This is a genomic window from Vibrio sp. Vb1729 (assembly GCF_033338655.1).
Taxonomy (GTDB): Bacteria; Pseudomonadota; Gammaproteobacteria; order Enterobacterales; family Vibrionaceae; genus Vibrio; species Vibrio alginolyticus.
Genome location: NZ_JAWOTB010000050.1, coordinates 18074 through 38942, shown reverse-complemented (window position 1 = coordinate 38942; position 20869 = coordinate 18074). Strand labels below are relative to the sequence as shown.

The window sequence follows — 20869 nt, the reverse complement described above, 5'->3', positions numbered from 1 at the left end:
ATAGTTACACCGATGTATATCTAAGTGAGCCGAAGCTTCATTGCCCATCCAGTGCCCTTTGCATTTTTATAGCAAGGTAGCCAAGCACCATTTTATTACGGACCATTGCTGCGCGGCTAATGCTTTTGTTTTGTATCGTAACTGATTTGCTTACTGACGTTCTTTAGTTGCACTCCTACCTTATTAAATGCCTTTTGAATAGTTGTGGAAACATGCTGGCGGCCCTCTCCTTCAAAAAAATTAGCTCGATCTTGCTTCGTTTCGAATACGCAGACTATTTCTAAACTTTGTGGAAAAGAAGAGAATTTGACGGTATGAGTCACCCAAAGAAAGCCATCGTAGCCTTTTAGCGTATCTTCACAAACTTCGGTCAACACTTCTCTAATTAGATTCTCGACCTTCTTATCTGATTTGCGCATGAATTAAACTGCCTTCCTATCTAACGCCTTTAATTAGGTTTCAGTGTACATTGTCTTAAACAGTATTTGGCAGTGGTATTTAGTCAATAGCCTGTAGATGAAGTTATTCGCACGAAGATTTACCGACCTACTCGCTTCGAACTACATCTTACGCTGTTAAAAATAAGCGCTTTGCAACTCTACAAAACGCTTCTAACTTATTAGATTATTTTAAGTGTGTTTCAAGGAATGCAGAAACCTTGTCCATTGCAATGCCGACTGCTTCTGGATGGTCATACAGTTCATAGTGAGACCAGTTTTCCAAATTAACCAGCTGTCGGTCTTTTGATTGAACAGAGCGGCCATAAATTTCCTGCCCATCACGATAAGCACCAAACGCCCCGACTTTTTGCCCTACCACGGCCATAACAGGCTGAGTCAATAACGTTTCGGCAAATGCAAAGGCATCCCAGCTCAGTGTTTTCTGTGCATGTGAAAACAGCATACGAGTTGCACCACCTTCGGTTTGTCCACGTGATGTTTTGTAGTATTCAGTAGCTTCGAACACGTCTCGTTCTGTTAATCCATTTTCTTTTGCAAATTCAATATTTGGAGGAAGAAGTTCATCGATTTTCAGCTCTGAGCCGCGAGCTTCGGCTGTTCTCTGTGCAGCCATAGCTTCAAGATTGGCGATAGGGTCGTACATACTAAAGCCTTCACGGAACAAGCGGCCTAAGTTAACAGGCGTAATACCTACGACAGCTTTCAAGCGCTTTTCGGTTAGGGCTGAATTGATCATGTAACCACCACCGCCGCAGATACCGAGTCCACCAATTCTATTCTCATCGACATATGGTAAAGTTACTGCATAGTCGATAACGCGACTGATATCTTCAACACGTTGACTTGGGTCTTCTACGTAGTGAGGCAATCCTCCCGATTCTCCTTGGAAGCTCGCGTCAAATGCGATCACGACGTAACCTAACTCAGCAAGGGCTTTACCATAGACAGCGCTGGATGTTTGTTCTTTACAACTACCAAAAGGATGAACGCTTATCATTGTTGGGTAGCGTTTCGATTCATTGAAGCCTTCTGGAAATAAAATTAATGCAGACATATCCCAAGCCATATCAGCATTTCTAAAAGTGATTTTTTGCATATTCATAATCAATACCTTAAGAGTAAAAAGCCTTGAGAGCAGAAAGGCTCGAAGCAATTGAGCCTTTCATCGGGAATATTAAAGAGTGCGTTGGAAGAAAGATGCGAGTTGGGATACTGCGTCATCGACGTATTCGGCAACATCATAAAGCGACATATGGTTTGCACCATCAATGGCATACAAGGTTTTATCTGAACTCGCTGCACGTTCTATCAGGTCATCACTCATCCATTTGCTGCCTGCGTCACTACCAACGACAGCAAGAATTGGCTGAGTTAGGAATGCTTCCGCTTTGTGGTACGCATCGTAAGTAATGATCTGGTTTAAGTTACGAGTTAGAGCAAAACCCGGCGCATTTGGATGTTCACAACGTGGTGTGTGGTAATACTCCCAAGCTTCGCGTAGCTCTGCATTTGAGGCATCTTCTTCACGCATCGGAGCTAGAGGAATAGTCGCGAATTCTGTACCATTCGTGTCGGTTGTGCGAGCATTCGAACCAAATTCTAAGTAACCAACAGCGTCAGCATCGTTAACCGAATTATCCCAACCATTACGGAACATTTGGCCAATGTTTACGGCACTAACCATACCCAGTGCTTTGATTCGACGATCATTGATCGCTGCATTTGCACTATAGCCCGCACCAGCACAAATCCCCATTGCGCCAATTTTATCGTTATCGACGTACTCTAACGTTGTCAGATAGTCGACGACTGCGCTCACGTCTTCAGTACTCGTGTAAGGGTTTTCCATTTGGCGAGGCTCACCTGTACTTTCACCTTGATACGAACGGTCAAACGCAATGGCAATTATGCCGCTTTTTGCAAGTTTACTCGCATATAGGCCTGCGGTTTGCTCTTTTACGCCACCACCTGGGTGTGAAACAACAACCGCCGCATATTGTTTACTTGCATCAAAATCTGTAGGGAAGTTGATAACCGCTGAAATCTCAATACCTTGACCATTGAGATTTTTGAAAGTGACTTTAGACATAGCGACATTCTCCATTAGAGGTTAACTGTTCATCTCAGGCTGACCTAAGCTTCGATGTAATATTAGTCAACACACTGTTTCGGATAAATATCGTTTTATCTACATGACTGTTTAGTTATACTTAACAAATGAGAATAGAACCTTCTTTAATTTCATCACTGACGTGGTTTGCACATATTGCTCGCCATCGCAGTTTCACTAAAGCAGCCTTAGAAATGGGGGTAACCCGTGCTGCCTTATCACAACACCTAAAAGCGTTAGAACAACAGCTACAAGTTCGGTTAATTAATCGAACCACCAGAAGTATGTCGCTGACGGAAGAAGGCCAACGTCTGCTTGATATTTTGCAACCTTCATTGGTGAACATTGAGCAGGTCGTTAACGAATTGAACGACTCTCATCTTGAGCCTTCGGGATTAATCCGTATCAGTGTATCAAGAACCGCTGCTCGGCTGCTTATTGAGCCCTATCTAGGTGAGTTCCTCTCTCGTTATCCTAAAATACGCCTAGAGCTAATCATGGATGATGGGTTTTCTAACATCGTCGCAGAAGGCGTTGACGCTGGCATTCGCTTAGGATTAAGCTTAGATGAACATATGGTTGCGATCCCTATTACTCCGCCGTTAACAACGGCAATAGTGAGCTCTCCTGAATACTTTAGGCAAAATGGACTACCTCAAACTCCTGAGGATTTAGAAGATCACAATTGCCTTGCTTATCGTTTTACCTCTAGCGGAACAATTGATCATTGGTCGCTAACCTCTCCAGATGTTGCAAAGCGCACCCTCGTTTTCGAGCCTAAAGGCAATGCTATTTTTAATGATGACTATAGTATGTTACAAGCTGCAATACAGGGTGTGGGTTTAGTGAAGCATATTGATTTATGGGTGGAAAAGCACATAAATGAGGGAAGATTGACCCGAGTTCTGACACCTTGGTGCAAAGAGTTTCCAGGGTTTTATTTGTATATACCTTCACGAGAGCATATGCCGAAAAAAATCCGCGTCTTGATGGATTTTTTAATCGAAAAGCGCGAAGCTCTGAAACCCAAAGAGTAATTGTCAAATTGCTTTAAGTAAAAAAAGCGAGCACGAGGCTCGCTTTTAACTTTCTGTTTTCGTTATATATTACAATAGCTCAACCGATTGTTTGGCTATCACAAATTCCTCGTTAGTAGGAATAACAAGAGCTTTGGCACCTAACAACTCAGATGTTGCAATAACACCTGCGTTACCAAATCTTGCATCTTCGTTACCTTTCTGATCTTCAACAAAACCTAACAGTTTTAGGTTTTTCAAGATTTCACGACGAATTGGTAGTGAGTTTTCACCAATACCACCAGTGAAGATGATGCCGTCTAATGAATCCAGAGCCGCGAGGTAGGATGTAATGTATTTCGCAACGCGGTAAGTGAAGATCTCAAATGCCAACTTCGCACGTGAATTCCCCGCTTCCATTGCTTCTAGTACGCCACGAGCATCACTTGTCACACCAGATACACCTAAGAAACCTGACTTCTTGTTCATCATCTCGAACACTTCGTCTTTTTCCCAGCCTTTACGGAAAAGGAACTCGATAACACTTGGATCAAGGTCACCACAGCGAGTGCCCATCATTAGGCCAGCTAACGGCGTCAAACCCATACTTGTATCAACACATTCGCCATTTTTAACCGCACTCACTGATGCACCGTTACCTAAGTGCACAGTGATAAAGCTGCTTTCTTCAACCGGCTTATCTAGCATTTTCGCTGCTTCACGGCTTACGTAGTAGTGGCTTGTGCCATGAGCACCGTAACGACGCACTTTATGCTCTTCGTAAAGCTCGTAAGGAAGTGCGTACATAAAGGCTTTGGCTGGCATTGTTTGGTGGAAAGCAGTGTCGAATACAGCAAATTGAGGCAGTGAAGGGAACGCCGCCATTGCCGCTCTCATGCCTTCAGCGTTCGCTTTGTTATGAAGTGGTGCAAGTTCAGCAAGGCGCTCTACTTCTTGAATAACTGTTTCATCAACTTTCACAGTTCCTTTAAAGGTTTCACCGCCTGCGACAATGCGATGGCCTACAGCGACAAATTTTGAGCTCAAACCTAGAGTTTCGAGTAGTTTTACCACTCGCTCAACAGCGTACTGATGATGGTTACCGCCAGCTGGAATTGCTTCAACGGTTTTTTCTCCCTGATATTTCCAACTGATTTCAGCTTCAGGTAGGCCAAAACACTCACCAATACCTGATACCAAAGCTTCACCGGTTTCAGAATCAATAACAGCAAATTTTAATGAAGAGCTACCAGAGTTGATCACCAGTACAAACGAATTAGACATGAAATAGTTATCCTGTTGTAGAGCAGAGGTTGTAATAGCGCTTGTGCGCTGCGTACTTCTTGTTTGCCCCTCTATTATTCAATAATTTTTTAATCTTTCAACAATCTTTTAGTAAAAGCGATTTGATTGAACAAATTTTGTTGATCTGTAGCAAGTTTTGATTTTATTTGAAGACTAAAAAATATCACTTGTTAAACATAATTTATGAATAGGTCAATTTGTACAAAGTCAGATATATAAGCTACGTTGTTTATTGGGTGAACAAAAATAACAAACCAATCAATAAATCGGGGTAATAATGTGCCCACTATTGCATTTCTATTAGTGATCTTAGGTTTGATTTTGCTCTGCTGGGGATGGCAGATGACAAAAAACATCTGCTCGAAAACTGACGTAACCGGGTGGACTTTCCTATTATTGTTAATCAGCTGTTTCATTTTTGCTTATGCCGTTTTTTTGCACGCTATCATGCAAAAACCTATTACTTCTCTCTTAGAAACGGGGGTTTCTCTTATACTTTTTGGCGGCAGTATCTTTGTCGTGCTGGTGATTAAGTGGAGCAACGATTCGATATTAAAGCTTCATACTGTTGCTGAAAGAGAGAAGCGCAATGCCGTCCATGACGCTCTTACTGGGCTCCCTTATCGTAAATACTACTTTGAGTCTATCGAAGACATGACACAACCTGAAGGCCAATGACTGATTCAAATTATGAGATAACCTCAAAAACGTCGAAAGATTGATAATACGTTTCAAGGTAAGCTGGTTAATTTCTTTTCACAGCAAGCCGCACTGAAGGCTCCCGCTCTATCGTTGAGAACACGATTGCGCTAGCACATGGATTAGGGTATTCGGTCGTAGCAGAAGGCGTTCAAGACATGGACACACTGCATTTTTTGAGAAGTCGAGGCTGTGACATCATTCAGGGTTACTTGTTCTGCCCTGCCCTTAGACGAAGTAATAAGTTGGGTAAACAAACACGATGAAAAGCAAAACCGTATTAGACGCGCATAAAAAAGCCGAGCGCTTTGCTCGGCTTTCAATTCTTTTTGTAGCAACTTAAACCGTCGCTTTAATCACTCGTGATTATGCGTCTGTACGACGGCCACGACCGTGACCACGTTCACCACGATGTGCACCACGGTGATCACCACCACGGTTGCGATCGAAACGACGTTCGCCACCTTCACGATTACCATCGCGGTTGCCGTCACGGTTACCACGGAAACCACCTTCGCGACGACCGCCTTCACGACGATCACCACCACGATTGCCGCCTTCGCGGTTGCCACGGTAACCACCGCCATCACGACGACCACCATCGCGACGACCACCGTCACGGCGACCACCACGAGACTCGCGGAAATCATCGAAGTCACATACTACAGCACCAACATCTTGTTGACGGATACGTAGTTTGCTTAGCTTGTTCGCCGCGTCTGAAGTCATTGCTTTAGGTAGCTGTACGAATGTGTGACCTTGAGCTAGTTTGATCGCACCGATAGAACCTTTACCTAGACCTAGTTCGTTTGCTAGAGCGCCAACGATGTCTTTAACTTGAACGCCTTGCTCACGACCAACTTGAAGCTGGTAAGTATCCCAGTCTTGGTTGTTGAAGTTACGACCGCCGTCGCGACCACCTTCACGGCGCTCTTTACGACGTTGCTTGTCACGCTCAATTGCTTCAACCATTGGGTCTTCGCCAATATAGAACAGAGGACGTTTGCCTTGCTGACGCTTAAGAAGCATAGCAGCAAGTGTTGCAGGGTCGATGTCTAGAGAAGTTTGTAGTTTCTCTACCAACTCAGCAAATTTGTCTAGTGCTTTGTGCTCTTTTTCTGCTTCAAGCTCAGCGCCTAGCTTAGCTAGACGAGCTTCAGCAACTTGGTCACGTAGAGGAAGTTGGATTTCTTCCATAGATGACTTAGTTACACGCTCGATAGTGCGAAGCATACGAATTTGGTTAGTGCGAACTAGAAGGATCGCTTTACCTTTACGTCCAGCACGGCCAGTACGACCGATACGGTGGATGTATGACTCAACATCAAATGGGATGTCGTAGTTAAATACGTGCGTAATACGTGGAACGTCAAGACCACGAGCTACAACATCAGTTGCAACTAGGATGTCAATAACACCTTGTTTGATGTGATCAACAGTACGTTCACGTAGAGACTGAGGAATGTCACCGTGCAGTGCAGCTGCTTTGAAGCCACGTGCAGATAGCCAGTCAGCCAGACGCTCAGTATCTTGACGAGTACGTACGAATACGATTGACGCGTCAGTTTCTTCAGTTTCAAGAAGACGAGACATTGCTTCATCTTTCTCTACACCTTTCACTACCCAGAACTGTTGTTGAACTTTGTCTACAGTGTGGTTTTTACCAGCAACGTCAACCGTTACAGGGTCACGAAGGAAACGTTCAACGATCTTCTTCAGCATTGGAGGCATAGTTGCAGAAAACAGAACGCGTTGTGCTGACTCTGGAGCGTGCTCCATGATCGCAGTTACGTCATCTACGAAACCCATGTTTAGCATTTCGTCTGCTTCATCAAGAACGAAAGTACTAACTTCGTCTAGGTGTAGACGTTCGCGATTGATAAGATCTTGAACACGGCCTGGAGTACCGACAACTACATGAGCGCCACTTTTAAGAGCACGCATTTGGTCGACAATAGATGCGCCACCGTAAATCTCTAGAACTTTCAAACCTTTGATGTTTTTACCAAGGTTTTTCATTTCCGCTGCAACCTGAATTGCCAGCTCACGAGTCGGAGCAAGTACAATCGCTTGCGGTTTGCGTTGGTTTAGATCGAGTTTGTTGAGAAGAGGCAGAGAGAACGCTGCTGTTTTACCTGTACCTGTTTGAGCTTTACCCAGCGCGTCAGCACCTTCCAATAGGTGTGGGATTGCCGCAGCCTGAATTGGAGTTGGTGACACGAAACCCATTCCGTCTAGAGCAGAAAGGATAGAATCATTCAGAGATAAATCACTGAATTGAATAACAGAATCTTGCATTGGGATCCTACTTAATTAAACAAAAAAACAGTCCCATATGCTCTTCCAATTCGATACTGATCCATCCAGATACTGATTCCATTCAGACGGGAACACAGCACAGTACACAACCGCGATAAGCCATTAGGGACGACTAAGGGAGGCGGATTATTCCTTAAAAGCATAAAAAAATCCAGAAAAAATTGAATTACATCACAATTTATTCTCAACAATGGTATTTTTAGCATATTTTTCCACCAACCCTACCATTCCCCGTAGATTCGCGTAACTCACAGATGAGAATTTCATCAATATTTAAGCCAATTTCTCGTGGTTAAATTGGCAAAATTCACGGCGAAATTACGCTCCACAGGTAGTAATAATAGCTCGCAATGATTATAGTGTGCCCAACTCCATAGGTAATTTAAGAAAAGATGTTTCAAGATAACCCACTACTCGCTCAGCTTAAGCAGCAAATCCAAGAAAACCTGCCTAAAAAAGAAGGCTCAATAAAAGCCACAGATAAAGGCTTTGGCTTTTTGGAAGTGGACAGTAAGACGAGCTTCTTCATCCCGCCTGCGTACATGAAAAAGTGCATGCACGGTGACAAAGTCATCGCCATTATCCGCACCGAAAATGAACGCGAAGTTGCAGAGCCACAAGAGCTGCTAGAACAAGCCGTGACTCGCTTTATTGGTCGAGTAAAAATGTTCAAAGGCAAGCTCAACGTAGCACCTGATCACCCACAGCTTAAAAAGCTATCTCTTAAAGCGAAACTAAAGAAAGGTCTAAAACCTGACGAGTTCGCCGAAGGTGATTGGGTTGTCGCACATCTTATTCGCCACCCTCTAAAAGGCGATAACTCTTTCTTCGTAGAAATTTCTGAAAAAATCACTGACGCGAATGATAAAATTGCGCCTTGGTGGGTAACGCTTGCTCAAAACGATCTACCAAACTCTGAGCCAGCAGGCATCGATAACTGGGAACTGAAAGACGACGCGGAGCTAGAACGCGTAGACATGACTCATGTTCCATTCGTCACTATCGACGGTGAATCGACTAAAGATATGGACGATGCGCTGTACGCGAAGAAAACCGTATCTGGCGATTTCGAACTCACCATCGCTATTGCGGACCCAACCGCTTACATCACACCTGAAGATGAAATGGATAAAGTAGCGCGTGAGCGTGGCTATACTATCTATCTTCCAGGACGCAACATCCCGATGCTACCTCGCGATTTAGCGGACAACCTATGTTCTCTGATTGAAGGTGAAACCCGCCCTGCTATTTGCTGTACCGTAACGGTAAGTAAAGATGGTGTGATTGGCGACGATATTAAATTCTTCGCGGCAAACATCAAATCACATGCACGCCTAGCATACGATCACGTGTCTGATTGGTTAGAAAACGGCAGCTCTGAAGCATGGACGCCATCTGAAGAGATCGCGACCATCGTTCGTGATCTTTATGAGTTCTCTCTTGCTCGCGCTGAATGGCGTGAGAAAAACGCAGTGGTCTTCCCTGATCGTCCTGACTACCGTTTTGAGCTCAGTGAAGATAACGATGTAATCGCTATCCACGCAGACATGCGCCGCAGTGCAAACCGTCTTGTTGAAGAATCCATGATTACCGCAAACATCTGTGCAGGTCGTACATTACGCGATAAATTTGAAACAGGTGTCTTCAATACGCATGCAGGTATCAAGAACGAGAAGATTGAAGAAGTGGTTCAACTTGTCAATCCAGAAGGCCAGTTGGAGTTCACAGCGGAGTCTATTGCTACGCTAGAAGGCTTTGCTGCGTTGCGCCGCTGGTTGGCAGCTCAAGAAACGTCTTATCTAGATAACCGTATTCGTAAGTTCCAAGCATACAGTGAAGTGGGTAATCAGCCTCTGCCTCATTACGCAATGGGTTTAGACATCTATGCAACTTGGACATCACCAATTCGTAAATACGGTGATATGATCAACCACCGTATGTTGAAGGCCGTCATCCTTGGTAAAGAACCCGTACAAAAACCAGATGACCAAGTAGGCGAAGAGCTAGCTCTACATCGTAAACATCATAAAATCGCTGAGCGAAATGTCTCAGATTGGCTATATGCACGCACGCTTGCTGATGAGCCGAGCAAGAAAACTTGTTTCACAGGTGAGATTTTCGATATTAATCGTGCAGGCGCACGTGTCCGACTTCTCGAAAATGGCGCAGCAGCCTTTATTCCTGGTGCACTAATTCTTGATAATAAAGAAAGAATTGAGTGCAATGGCGACAACGGTACCATCTCTATCGATAAAGAGGTCGTATACAAACTTGGGGATACATTGGAAATTGTCCTTACGGACGTAAACCAAGAAAACCGCAGTTTAGTTGCAAAGCCAACCCAGGTATTCGCTGAACAACCAGCAGCACAAACAGAACAGACTGTAAGTGAATAATACCGAATGAAGTTAAAAGGCGCTCTATTGAGCGCCTTTTTTATTTGTTATGTAAAACGATAAGAAAGAGTATGCCGAACATTGAGATCATTCGCTTTAATCACTTCACTGCGCGCAAAAGTGAGCGTTACACTGCAACACATAATGGGTTATATATTGTTGAAGAAGGTGCCCTATTAGTTCATCAACCTAATGGTGAGCAATTTGAACTTAAAGCCGGAGATTTCACACTCTATAACTCCGCAGATCTGAGCAGTGCAGAAGCCGTCTCTAGTGACGGAGGCTTTAAAGCATTGGCTTTAGTCTTCAACCCAAATATATTCTGTGACTTTAAGAAAGCGCACCCGATGCTACGTTCCAAAACGGAAGAAAGGCGCTTCTATCCTTTTTCAACGCAATCCAGTAGCGAAGTAGCACAATTGAAGGACATGTTGGTTAAGTTAGCGAGTCGCAACGCTCCAGACTACACACAAAGCCATATCGCAATGGCATTGCTGTCGTTGATGGTTGAGGTAGAGCCAAACATCCTATCTATCATAGATGATGCAAGTAGCCTGAGCGACTCTCAAAAAGCCATTAAGTACATTGAGGGTAATATTGAAAAAGACATCACGCTAGAAGGCTTAGCGGCTCATATGAGCATGTCCATCGCGACCTTAAAACGTCGCCTCGCCGCAGATGATCTTTCGTTTTCTCAGATATTAAAGGTGAAACGGATAAACTTCGCAGCAACCCAACTGCGCAAGTCAGAAAAATCAATAACAGAAATAGCGTTTGAGTCTGGTTTTAAAAGTGCAGCGCATTTTAGTACAGCATTTAAATCCGTTTACAACATGACCCCCAAAGACTTTAGAAACCAAGTCGTTAAGCCTAAAGTATAAATCATGTCGGCATTCGCATCCGTTGGGCTCGCCCTATTCCCAAAAACACGCTTGAGGATCGCGCTCCAACTCGTTGAGTAAGTCCTCAAGCATTCGGCTAAATGGAAGTGGCTTATAAGGCACCCACCTTAACAGCTCGTTGTGATATGTGGGAACATAGAAATACCAAAGTTGGTTGTCCTCATCAAACATGATCTTCGCGACGGGAGAAGTATACTCGCTATGCTGGGAGTCGAGGAGAAAATGCGCCCGATGAAGCTCAACGCCATTTTCTACTAGCTCATAGAGGCACTTGCCCTGTTCGACAGGCAAGTTAGCATTACGCGCAGAGCAGAGCGATTGAACTGATTTGTATAAACGACTTGTCGCCATTTGGGACACTGACATCAACGTTCTCCCGATGGATGATAGTTAGAGCTGTCGATCCTAGTATATAGCCTTTACATCATCACCGATGGTAGTTATCTACCTAACTCAAGTATAAGATAGCTATATTATCATTTGCCCAGATTATCATCTCAATCCACTTGGAAACGCTAGCTCCATCACCTCTTGACTAGAAACAATTCCCCTGTTTAGCGCTAACAGTTCACAAAAGTGTAACCTGAACGCAATATCATAAACTCTGCTTTATCCCGTATATGGAGTTTAATATGTTACGTTTTACTGTGGCGACGTTATTGGCCATAGCAGTCTCCCTCCCTACCATTGCAAAAGAAATCAACATCTCGGGTTCAACTTCGGTTGCTCGTGTGATGGATGTACTTGCTGAGGAATACAACAAAACACACCCAGACGATTACGTTGCTGTTCAGGGCATTGGTTCGAGTGCTGGTATCACCATGGTCAATAAAGGAGTAGCCGAAATAGGCATGAGCTCTCGCTATCTGACTGAAAGCGAAAAAGGTGAAGATCTCAATGTATACCCTATCGCTTATGATGGCCTCGCTGTTGTTGTAAACCGTACCAACTCTGTAGAAAACCTTTCTCAGCAACAGCTGTTTGATATTTACAAAGGTAAGATTAAGAATTGGAAAGAGGTCGGGGGCACAGATCAGCCTATCGCGGTGGTTACTAGAGAAGCGTCTTCAGGTTCACGTTACAGCTTCGAAAGCTTGCTGGGACTGACCAAAATCGTTAATGATCGCCTTGTCTCGGATATCAGCCCAAACAACTTGGTTGTAAACAGCAACAGCATGGTAAAAACCATTGTTAACCATAACACTCGCGCCATTGGTTTTATCTCTGTAGGGTCAGTAGATCGCTCGATCAAGGCGATTCAGTTAGATGGTATTGACCCAACGTCGACAAACATTAGCAATCATAAGTACAAGTTGGCGCGACCATTCCTAGTGCTATACAAAGTAGATAAGATTAGCGATGCAGGTAAAGGTTTTATCGCTTTCCTTCGTTCAGAGCAGGGACAAAAAGCGATTGCAGATTACGGTTATACGCCAGTAAAAAACTTTAATCAGTAAAAATAAAAAAGAGAGCACCTTGATGCTCTCTTTTCCTATGTAGTGTTCTCTCCGGTTTCGGAATTAGAAATGCAGTTGAATTACAGAGACCACAACCGCACCAGGTCGACGAATACCTTCAATTTCCACTTTAATTTCGCGCTCAATCTCCAAACCTTTTTTGATTGGCGTTACTTTTGTTAACGTGCTGACTGCACGAACATTATTGCCTGCTTTGACAGGGTAAGGGAAACGAACTTGGTTTAAACCCAAATTAACTACCATTTTAGCTGTTGGGAACATTGGCTTTTCTGGATCGACTGAATCCGTCAGTTTAGGCAGCAATGCTAATGTTAAAAAGCCATGAGCGATAGTTGTCTTAAATGGAGATTCAGTTGAAGCACGCTCTGGATCAGTATGAATCCATTGCATGTCTTCCGTTACCGCACCAAATTGGTTAATACGTTCTTGAGACACATGAACCCAATCACCAGTGTGAATAACTTCGCCAATTTTTTCACTTAACTCGTCATAAAGCTTTTGAGCCTCAGGTGCCATTACGATCGGTGCAGGTTGAGGTGCAACTTCTTCGTTGACGGCTGGCTGCTGGTGATCACGAACTTTTGAGAAAAGAAAGCTATTTTGAGCTTTCCCCAAAAAGTCACTCCAATAATCGCGTAACGTTGGAGACATCCAATTCATAAACTCGGATTGATGAGCAGAAATCGCATCAACTTTGTCTTTAAATAGATTTGTGACCTTCATAAACACCCTTAAGAATTCTAAGCACAACTGGCTATACCAGTTAATTTTGAATTAGTTCACAAAGTCTTGCAAATACTTTCGGGCGAACACATGTACCCTAAAAGCATGTTATGTCTTATATATCAGCAAGATAACAATAAAACACCATTTTATTGACGTGCGCCAATATAAAGTAAAAACTCTACAAATTGGTACTTTTTGTCCCTTTTTCACTCCGTTTTCAAACTGTCCAACATCACATCAGTGATCATAAAACAAGCAAACAGTACTTCTATTATAATTCAGCACTTTACAAGTTGGACTATGCTCCTTATTATACCGCCCACAACGGAGAGATGGCTGAGTGGTTGAAAGCACCGGTCTTGAAAACCGGCATACGTTAATAGCGTATCTAGGGTTCAAATCCCTATCTCTCCGCCACTTATTTAGAGAGCTCGCATTTATTGCGAGCTTTCGTCATTTTAGCTCTTAAAAAACGAGATTTAGAAATCCTCGCTCGTAAACGAATCCGGCACTTCACTATATTCCAGTTAAAAGCCCGCTAATGTTTAGCGGGCTTTTAACTTCGATTTTCTAAAGTTTAAGCAAACTTCTTAATCATTTCAGACAGGTCATTGGTGCAATTTTGCACTTTGGTGTTCATATGATTCGTTTCAGTCATCAGTTCATACGATTCACTGTACTTTAAATTAAGCGACTGGATGTTTTCATTTATTTCATCCGTTACATAAACCTGCTCTTCTATCGCGACCGCAATTTGTTGGTTTCGTTCGACGACGTCCTGAACAAGGGATTCCAATTGTTGAATGCTATCCAAAGCAGTACCTAACAATGTTACCGTTCCGGTCGACATTTCGTTACCTTTCTCTAACGCAGAAACCGCTGATTTGCTCCCATTTTGAATCCCTTCAATGGCCGATTTAATCTCTGTTGTCGATTCCTGAGTTCTTTTAGCTAAGGTTCTCACTTCATCTGCTACAACGGCAAACCCTCTGCCTTGTTCGCCTGCCCTCGCGGCTTCAATAGCAGCGTTCAACGCTAATAAATTAGTTTGTTCGGCAATACCATTGATGACTTCAACAACAGTTCCAATTTGCTCGGTTTGTTGGTTCAAACGTATGACCACTTTAGATATTTCGCCGAGCTCACCCACCAACTCTAAAACCGATTGGTTAACATTATCGATAACGCTACGGCTGTCTATCATCGTATTTTGCGCTTCTAACGTAGCCTCGGCGGTCGCTTGAGCATTATTTGATATCTCAGATGAAGAGGCTTGCATCTCGTTGACCGCTGTTGCGACCGAGTCAATCTCCACTTTCTGTGCGCTTAAGTTCTCCGTCACTTGCTGGCTATTTGTCGCAGCACTGTTAGCACTTGCGCGCGTTTCTTCGCAAGAGTCTTTTACAGACACGCCAACGCGCCCCAATAGCGCATTTGCAAATTGCTTACGCATCTTCATACCCAGCTCAATCTCAGCCAGATCGTTGATTCTTCCGCAATAAATATATTCCATGAGTGGATTATTGAAGTCTTGCCTAGCCTGTTTAGCGAGCTTCTCAACTGGTCTGGTTAATACATAAATAGAGAAAACGGAAAGTAACGCAACAACGCCAAACGCTATCACTGGTGATTGATTCATTTGTAGAATGAGTAAGCCAAGAAGGTTTGAAATTAAAAGGAAGAAGGCCGATCTCATCCACAAACGTGTACGAGGAAGATACATTTTCCACGGCTTACGATTATTTCGAAGCTTCGAATACGCTTTTTCCGCTCGCTGGATGTGTATACGCTCAGGTTTAAATCTCACTGATTGGTATTCCACAACTTCACCATTAGATTTTATAGGAGAAGCAAACGCGTCAACCCAATAATAGCCGCCGTTTTTACGTCGATTTTTGACCATTCCCATCCAGTGTTTGCCAGTTTTCAGGTGAGTCCATAAATCTTTAAAAGCCTGTTTTGGCATATCAGGATGACGCACAACATTGTGGGGTTTACCAATAAGCTCCCCTTCATCAAACCCCGCTACTTCATTAAAGTTTTCACTGGCATATTTGATGTAACTGGAGGTATCGGTAATGGAAACTAGGCTGTAACTCGAGGGGTAATCGTATTCCGTTTCACTCATAAACATGTGTCCTTACATTGATTAATTAACAAACGGCAAATATGAACTTATCGGCATAACATTCACATGCATAATGATAGGTTGATTCAAAAATAAAACAAAATTATTGACAAGCTTACTTGTTACTTAATGACTCTAGTCGCATTTTTATCCTCTAATACAAGGCTTCGTTAATATGTACAAGACTGAGCACTGTTCAAAATTAATACACAAAAGCGCTTCCGTACTGAGTTCGTAAATTGTTATAAGTAATCCACTAAAGCGAAAACAAGGAAGACAAACACAATGACTATTCACTTTCGTCAGCTTGCAGCTAAGAGAAACACGACACACTTGTTTATTGACGATTGGAAAATTAACACTCAGCAGTCTTGGGGGATATTCAGCGCGGATGGAGATATTGGCTCTCTGCTTGGAGACCTTATTTGTGATGAAATATCACCAAATAGTGGGGAAATTGAGCTAAATGGGCTGTCCGTTGCGCAAGTGTCGTTATCAGAGCAACAGCGATTACTGGAAAGAGAATTAGAAAAAGATGATACGGATTTTCTTGATCGTATCGACCAAGGAAGCACTGTTTATTCATTAATCCTAGAACAGAGCCAAGACACTAACTTAACTGAACAGCTAGTTAATGATCTCGACCTAAGTCATCTTAGAGATAGTGGCTTCCGTGTTCTCTCTACCGGAGAAACCAGAAGAGTAATGCTCGCCCGAGCTTTAGCCACACAACCTGACTTAGTATTACTCGATAATCCATTTACTGGCTTAGATATTGCGCACCGAGCTGCTCTCGCTCGCTATTTACACTCGCTTTCTAAAAATGTGCAACTACTCATAACCTTCTCTCGCGAATCTGACATGCCTGAGTGGATCAATAGCATCGCGCTTTTCAGTGCAGGAAAGCTTGATAGTACAATGGATAAGTCCAGTTGGGATAATCATCCAATCATTGGACAAATAAAATCTCAGTCAGAGCAACAGAGTGAAGAAATGATAAGCTTGATACGTCAGCATCAGCACTCGACGCCATTCAACAACCCAATATTTGAACTAAAGAATGGGGCTGTCGAATACACCGATAAGAAGATTTTTACTGACTTGAACTGGCGCATAGACAAGGGCCAACATTGGCAGGTCAAAGGTCCAAATGGTTGTGGAAAGAGTACCTTACTTGGATTGATCTTTGGCGATCATCCGCAATGCTACAGCAATGACATTGATATTTTTGGTAAAAAGCGTGGTACTGGCGAGACAATCTGGGAAATTAAGCAGCATATCGGCATGGTGTCTTCAGCGCTACACCTCCAATATCGAGTCAATTGCAGCGCATTAGAAGTCATTTTGTCAGGATTTTACGATTCGATTGGGTTGTATAACCAGCCAACTCGCAAAGAGATGAATATTGCAAACGAGTGGCTCGATATCTTACATATGAGCCAGTACAAAAAAACCTCATTCAAGCAATTAGAGTACGGTCAGCAGCGACTATTACTGATTGCAAGAGCCATCGTGAAACAACCCACATTATTGATTTTGGACGAGCCGTATCAAGGGTTAGATTTTTTGGGTAGACGGTTAGTTAAGAACACACTTGAACTCATCGCTAGAGAGAATTTAAGCCAACTATTGTATGTGTCTCACTACCAAGAAGACCGCTTAGATAGCATCAAAAATGAGTTGGAGTTTGTGTTTGATGAAAATGCTCAGTGTTATAGAGCTAACGTCTACCAATCATAATGATTTCGCTGCGCAAGCTGCTCATAAGGTAATGGTTTGGAGTACAGGTATCCCTGATGATATCTCACTCCCATCTGCTTTAAGTGTTCAGCTTGCGCTATGGTTTCCACGCCTTCAGCGATCAATTGTACTTGTAACTCTTCCGCGAAATGAACCATCGCTTTTAAGACAGAAGCACTAAGGCTAGGAATACCAATGGTTTCGACAAAGCACTTATCGATTTTTAAGTAATCTATGCGCATGTGCTGTAAAAATGCTAACGAGGTTTGGCCAGTTCCAAAATCATCGATCAGCACATCAATACCATGCACTCGCAGTGCTGCAATGCATTTTCTCGCCTCTGAATCAATGAGCTGACGCTCCGTTATCTCTACCCCTAATGAGACTTTGTTTCGGCTCAACTGTCTGTCGAGCAATTGAATTTTTCTGATCGCGTTTGGTCCGACTAAATAACCAGGCGGCACGTTAATACCAAGGTGGACAGGCTGATCAAAGCCTAATTTACTGAAGTCCTCTGCCGCTTTATCCAGAACGAAATCAGTAAGTAAAAAAACCAATCCACTTTGCTCTGCCGCAGGGACAAACTCATCCGGAGAAATGAACCCCTTACTTTGATGCTCCCATCGCACTAGCGCTTCAAACCCGAATAACTGGCCGGTATCAACGTTAACTTGCGGTTGGTAATACAGGGTCAACTCTCCTCTTTTTATCGCTCTTTTAAGATCCAGTATCAAATTGCGATGAGGATCAATAAACTTATTCAACGCATACAAGCAAAGGTAGATCACGAAAATAATTGGAATTGAGTACAAAAAATAGGAAAGTGTTCTCTGTTTGACGAAAAGATCGCTGGCTTCGCTCAAAGCTTCATACTCAAACATTTGCGACGATTTGATACCGATAGGATTACTTCCCGCTCTTAATGCTCCTTCAGGTGAAACTTGCTCATGAATAAACAGCGCAGAACGTTTTAGGCGTAAATCGTTGTTAAACCCTATTGTCGCATTAAAGTAGTCATGATCGATAATCGTTACGGCTTGATAACCGCGCTCTCCTTCCGTTACCACTAGCAAAAACTGATCGTACAAGCTATCAACACTACCAAGCGCTAGCGTTTGTCCCTTGGGAAAGGTGATGTGCTCAGCTAACGGTTTAGAGATACTTCCCAATTTCGAAGAACAAGTAATGACTCCCTCTTTCACAATGAGCATTTCTTCAATATCTCGTTCAAACATTAAGCTTTGCTGGAGCTCTTCACATCGCTCAGGGTGTAGCAGCGCCGTGCGGTTTTCTGTCTCTATTTGGAATAAAATTTCATCTGCAATTTGCACATTTTTTTCTAATAAATGATTGAGATTGTTTTGCACGCTTTCACGAGCTAAATACAAAACCTCTCCAATAACCAAGGGAATAGGCAGAAGAAAAATGATGGCTTTTTTAAAAATCGCCTTATTCAGCATATAAAAGTAACCTTTTATAAAACCGATTTACTGAGATGGTACCTCGATTCCGATACCCGCTAGCAACTCACGTTTTTTAACATTATTTGTTTGGATTAACTCAGTATGCGAAACGCTGAGTAATACCGCAAACTAAACAATGTCTTATTCACTCCTGTTCCAATTTAGTATCAAGCGCCTCAAACCTGAGACTTTAATTCGACACCATGTTATGTCTATCGGTACTTGCGAAAGTCTTTACCTGTCTGTTTCTCATCATGTAAGAATTACCCATTAAAATTATTTTTCTTTTCTCAGTGATTAAGAATTATATTTGTCGTAACTCCTACAACACGTTACAACACTCTCATGACGACAAACAAAGCTAATGCTAACCAGGTAAACGAAAAATCACTGCAGTTGTTAATGCAAGTTGCAGTTAGTCCGTTCCCAGTTTCTGCGAAAACGCTAAGCGAGCAATTGAACGTTCCTTTAAGCAGCCTTTACCGACACTTAAAACTGCTTAAAGAGTGGAACTTGATCGAAGAAAGCGTTCACGACAAGACATTTGTAGTTGGTCCGGCGGCATTATTACTCATGCACAGCTATGAGACCGCGCAACATGGGCTCGACATGGTCGAAACCATACTGGCTAGGTTGGTACAACAAACCGGGGAAATGGCCGCTTATATGGTACCAGCGGGTTATCGTGCGCTTTGTGTCAGACAGAAAGAAAGTATGCAGGCGCTGCGTTGCAGCTTCGTCCAGGGTCAAAGTCAACCTCTGCTGCGCGGTGCCTCATCTAAAGTGATGCTTGCTTTTATGCCTCAAAGTCGATGCGAGAAAATCTTGAGATATTTTAATCAAGATCACCGACGTGACGAGTGGGAAAAAGAGCTCACAACCATCCGTAAACACGGATATGCCGTCAGTACTTCTGAGATTGACCCTGGTGTTTCAGGTATTAGCGCACCGGTAATGAAAGGAAGCAAACTGATTGGCGCAGTCTCGGTGATGGCTCCGGCCCACCGAGTCGAAAAGGATAAGCAGCGCATTATTTTACATGTACTGCAAGCGGCAAGGGCACTACCACCAGAAAGGTAATTCATCATGTTAAGCTTTTTCAAACGCTATAAACTCCACCACACCGTGAAACAGCCGCAGCATTACCCTTTTTCTTTTATGACAGTGTGTGAGTATTTGCCACCCATGTCTAAGGGCGCGTTTGAATTAGCTGATCAAAGTTTGGAAAATGCTAGCGATTGGCTATACCAACAGCATGATCATGAAACCGCTGAAAACTTTGGTCACTTCAACCACGACAAGCTGGAAAATGGCGAGTTTCAGGAAGCATTAAGCCTTTCGCTTTCTCGCCACTCAATTCCTGTTTTAGTAACTAACTGTACCGAGGCAATCTTGTCCATGTTACCTGTGGTCGTGTCCTATCGAGACGAAGTGGGTGTGGTAAATATTGGACATGACATGAACTTGAAACCAACACTTGAACCACGTTTAGGCTCGGCATTCCATTTTGCTCTTTCTCGCTATCAAAACGTGCGATTATTTTTTGCTGGTGTTAGCGAACAAGATACAAAGCAAGAAACGTGGGAATACGCGGAGGATCAAGGTTGTGACTGGGTAACCGATAAAGAGTTTTCTTTTCGTCATCGCAATAATGTTAAGCAACAGATCGGCAATTACCTAGACCACTGCGACCAAATAATCATTAGTATCGACCTTGGATCTCTAAAAACCAAAAACAGCCTTGATGGCGCGTCAGAAATTGATATCCAAATGGTTCTACGCACGATTAGGCAATGTTTGGTTGCAGGTAAAGTGAGAGCAATTCAGCTCGTTGGCGATCGAGATTGCCTGGTCTATTCGAGACAAACGAAAGCCATACTAGAAGAGTTATATCAGATGGCTCCACTCATCGTTCACGCTGCCTAGCGTTATAAACATTCAGAATCAGGATCGCGTCCTTCCTGATTCTGAACCAACATGCTTACTTATTATCCTTAACTAACAAATAGTTACACATATAAATCGACACACATCACACTTGCCTCTTGAACTAACCTGACACTTACGTTGTAATAAGGCCGCTAAACTTTGGTATGACATACGAAATAAAAAACAACCAAAGTTCA

The 20869-nt window shown here is 43.1% G+C and carries 17 protein-coding genes, 1 tRNA gene and 1 pseudogene; 10 read left to right on the top strand and 9 right to left on the bottom strand.

The window, feature by feature from the left end:
• Positions 1-116: 116 nt before the first annotated feature.
• From R7E29_RS21595 to R7E29_RS21585, 3 genes are all read right to left on the bottom strand, one after another.
• Positions 117-419: a hypothetical protein gene (locus R7E29_RS21595; RefSeq protein WP_005375707.1), complete on the bottom strand. Its 303-nt coding sequence runs from the start codon at positions 417-419 to the stop codon at positions 117-119.
• A 205-nt stretch (positions 420-624) separates the two neighbouring features.
• Positions 625-1563 carry an alpha/beta hydrolase gene (locus tag R7E29_RS21590; protein WP_213906674.1) on the bottom strand — a complete coding sequence of 313 codons (939 nt, stop codon included), beginning with the start codon at positions 1561-1563 and terminating at the stop codon, positions 625-627.
• 72 nt (positions 1564-1635) lie between these two features.
• The gene (locus tag R7E29_RS21585) at positions 1636-2550 is read right to left on the bottom strand and encodes an alpha/beta hydrolase (protein WP_017821078.1); all 915 of its coding nucleotides are present in this window, start codon (positions 2548-2550) and stop codon (positions 1636-1638) included.
• Between the two features lie 128 nt (positions 2551-2678).
• Between R7E29_RS21585 and R7E29_RS21580 the strand changes: the two genes are divergently transcribed.
• Positions 2679-3608 (top strand): LysR family transcriptional regulator, encoded by a 930-nt coding sequence (locus tag R7E29_RS21580; RefSeq protein ID WP_017821079.1) that lies wholly within the window; start codon positions 2679-2681, stop codon positions 3606-3608.
• 69 nt (positions 3609-3677) lie between these two features.
• Here R7E29_RS21580 and R7E29_RS21575 read toward each other — a convergent pair whose 3' ends face one another.
• A complete protein-coding gene (locus R7E29_RS21575; protein ID WP_017821080.1) occupies positions 3678-4871 on the bottom strand; it encodes an acetate/propionate family kinase in 1194 nt (397 codons plus the stop codon).
• 468 nt (positions 4872-5339) lie between these two features.
• On the opposite strand from R7E29_RS21575, the gene R7E29_RS23110 reads away from it, so the two are divergent.
• Both R7E29_RS23110 and R7E29_RS23105 read left to right on the top strand, forming a co-directional pair.
• Entirely contained in the window at positions 5340-5570 is a 231-nt protein-coding gene (locus tag R7E29_RS23110) for a hypothetical protein (protein ID WP_224721257.1), read from the top strand.
• Positions 5571-5641: 71 nt separating this feature from the next.
• Positions 5642-5885 (top strand): annotated as a pseudogene (locus tag R7E29_RS23105) (EAL domain-containing protein); the annotation flags it as partial.
• A 72-nt stretch (positions 5886-5957) separates the two neighbouring features.
• Here R7E29_RS23105 and R7E29_RS21565 read toward each other — a convergent pair.
• The gene (locus R7E29_RS21565) at positions 5958-7889 is read right to left on the bottom strand and encodes a DEAD/DEAH box helicase (protein WP_005375680.1); all 1932 of its coding nucleotides are present in this window, start codon (positions 7887-7889) and stop codon (positions 5958-5960) included.
• Positions 7890-8302: 413 nt separating this feature from the next.
• Between R7E29_RS21565 and rnb the strand changes: the two genes are divergently transcribed.
• Together rnb and R7E29_RS21555 are read left to right on the top strand one after the other, a co-directional pair.
• On the top strand, positions 8303-10306 hold the full coding sequence (gene rnb, locus R7E29_RS21560) for an exoribonuclease II (RefSeq protein WP_017635749.1): 2004 nt from the start codon (positions 8303-8305) through the stop codon (positions 10304-10306).
• A 71-nt stretch (positions 10307-10377) separates the two neighbouring features.
• Positions 10378-11187 (top strand): helix-turn-helix transcriptional regulator, encoded by an 810-nt coding sequence (locus R7E29_RS21555; protein ID WP_053307810.1) that lies wholly within the window; start codon positions 10378-10380, stop codon positions 11185-11187.
• A gap of 33 nt (positions 11188-11220) precedes the next feature.
• Here R7E29_RS21555 and R7E29_RS21550 read toward each other — a convergent pair whose 3' ends face one another.
• Positions 11221-11574 carry a DUF3024 domain-containing protein gene (locus R7E29_RS21550; protein WP_017635751.1) on the bottom strand — a complete coding sequence of 118 codons (354 nt, stop codon included), beginning with the start codon at positions 11572-11574 and terminating at the stop codon, positions 11221-11223.
• A gap of 266 nt (positions 11575-11840) precedes the next feature.
• Here R7E29_RS21550 and R7E29_RS21545 point away from each other — a divergent pair, with 266 nt between their 5' ends.
• Positions 11841-12665, top strand: coding sequence for a phosphate ABC transporter substrate-binding protein (locus tag R7E29_RS21545; protein ID WP_158155297.1), 825 nt, complete (start codon positions 11841-11843; stop codon positions 12663-12665).
• Positions 12666-12728: 63 nt separating this feature from the next.
• On the opposite strand, the gene R7E29_RS21540 is transcribed toward R7E29_RS21545, so the two are convergent.
• A complete protein-coding gene (locus R7E29_RS21540; protein WP_005386198.1) occupies positions 12729-13409 on the bottom strand; it encodes a MaoC family dehydratase in 681 nt (226 codons plus the stop codon).
• A 329-nt stretch (positions 13410-13738) separates the two neighbouring features.
• Between R7E29_RS21540 and R7E29_RS21535 the strand changes: the two genes are divergently transcribed.
• Positions 13739-13829: transfer RNA gene (locus R7E29_RS21535), tRNA-Ser, on the top strand.
• Positions 13830-13989: 160 nt separating this feature from the next.
• Here the strand turns inward: R7E29_RS21535 and R7E29_RS21530 are convergent.
• The gene (locus R7E29_RS21530) at positions 13990-15540 is read right to left on the bottom strand and encodes a PAS domain-containing methyl-accepting chemotaxis protein (protein ID WP_033907145.1); all 1551 of its coding nucleotides are present in this window, start codon (positions 15538-15540) and stop codon (positions 13990-13992) included.
• A gap of 285 nt (positions 15541-15825) precedes the next feature.
• Here R7E29_RS21530 and modF point away from each other — a divergent pair, with 285 nt between their 5' ends.
• Positions 15826-17280, top strand: a complete 1455-nt coding sequence (modF, locus tag R7E29_RS21525; RefSeq protein ID WP_054576801.1) for a molybdate ABC transporter ATP-binding protein ModF — start codon at positions 15826-15828, stop codon at positions 17278-17280.
• On the opposite strand, the gene R7E29_RS21520 is transcribed toward modF, so the two are convergent.
• Positions 17268-18740 carry an EAL domain-containing protein gene (locus R7E29_RS21520; protein ID WP_053303738.1) on the bottom strand — a complete coding sequence of 491 codons (1473 nt, stop codon included), beginning with the start codon at positions 18738-18740 and terminating at the stop codon, positions 17268-17270. The two genes, modF and R7E29_RS21520, sit on opposite strands and share 13 nt — an antisense overlap.
• Before the next feature lie 348 nt (positions 18741-19088).
• On the opposite strand from R7E29_RS21520, the gene R7E29_RS21515 reads away from it, so the two are divergent.
• Together R7E29_RS21515 and R7E29_RS21510 are read left to right on the top strand one after the other, a co-directional pair.
• On the top strand, positions 19089-19823 hold the full coding sequence (locus R7E29_RS21515) for an IclR family transcriptional regulator (RefSeq protein ID WP_005386192.1): 735 nt from the start codon (positions 19089-19091) through the stop codon (positions 19821-19823).
• Between the two features lie 6 nt (positions 19824-19829).
• On the top strand, positions 19830-20669 hold the full coding sequence (locus R7E29_RS21510) for an arginase family protein (protein ID WP_025768977.1): 840 nt from the start codon (positions 19830-19832) through the stop codon (positions 20667-20669).
• The last annotated feature ends 200 nt before the right edge of the window (positions 20670-20869 follow it).